Genomic DNA, 674 nt, shown 5'->3' with positions numbered 1-674 from the left:
AAATATCCACCATACGCCAACAATACACAGAAGCAGAAAGCCACTAATAGCCGCCAGACTTGCTACCATGCTGACGTCTGAAATCTCGTAAAAACTCCAGCGAAAGCCGCTTACCAAATACAAAACAGGGTTGAATAAAGTGATGGTCTGCCAGATCTGCGGCAGCATGTTGACAGAGTAAAAAGTACCGCCCAAAAACACTAAAGGCGTAATCACCAGTAAAGGAATCACCTGAAGCTTCTCAAAGTTATCGGCCCAGATGCCGATAATAAAACCGAACAAGCTGAAGGTAATGGCCGTCATCACAAGGAAGACCATCATCCAAACCGGATGCGCTATTTGTAGCGGTACAAACAGGCTCGCCGTTGCGAGAATAATCAAGGCAAGTATGATCGACTTCGTTGCTGCGGCCCCCACGTAGCCAAGCAAGGCTTCGAAGTATGAAACAGGTGCAGAAAGTAGCTCATAAATGGTGCCGCTAAACTTAGGAAAATAAATTCCAAATGAAGCGTTAGAAATACTCTGCGTTAACAAAGAAAGCATAATCAAGCCTGGTACGATAAAGGCCCCATAGCTAACTCCGTCCACTTCATTAATCCTCGAGCCAATCGCAGAACCAAAGACGACAAAATACAAAGAGGTAGAGATAACTGGCGAGACAATGCTCTGGAAAA

At 45.1% G+C, this 674-nt stretch carries 1 protein-coding gene; it reads right to left on the bottom strand.

Annotated features, from left to right (window positions below; translation table 11 throughout):
- Positions 1-674, bottom strand: a 674-nt coding sequence (locus A3761_RS22935; protein ID WP_068750962.1) for an ABC transporter permease, incomplete at both ends; no start/stop codon positions are given.

This window comes from Oleiphilus sp. HI0123 (assembly GCF_001635315.1).
The sequence above is the reverse complement of the archived record's forward strand: the minus strand, read 5'-3'. Positions and strand labels throughout refer to the sequence as shown.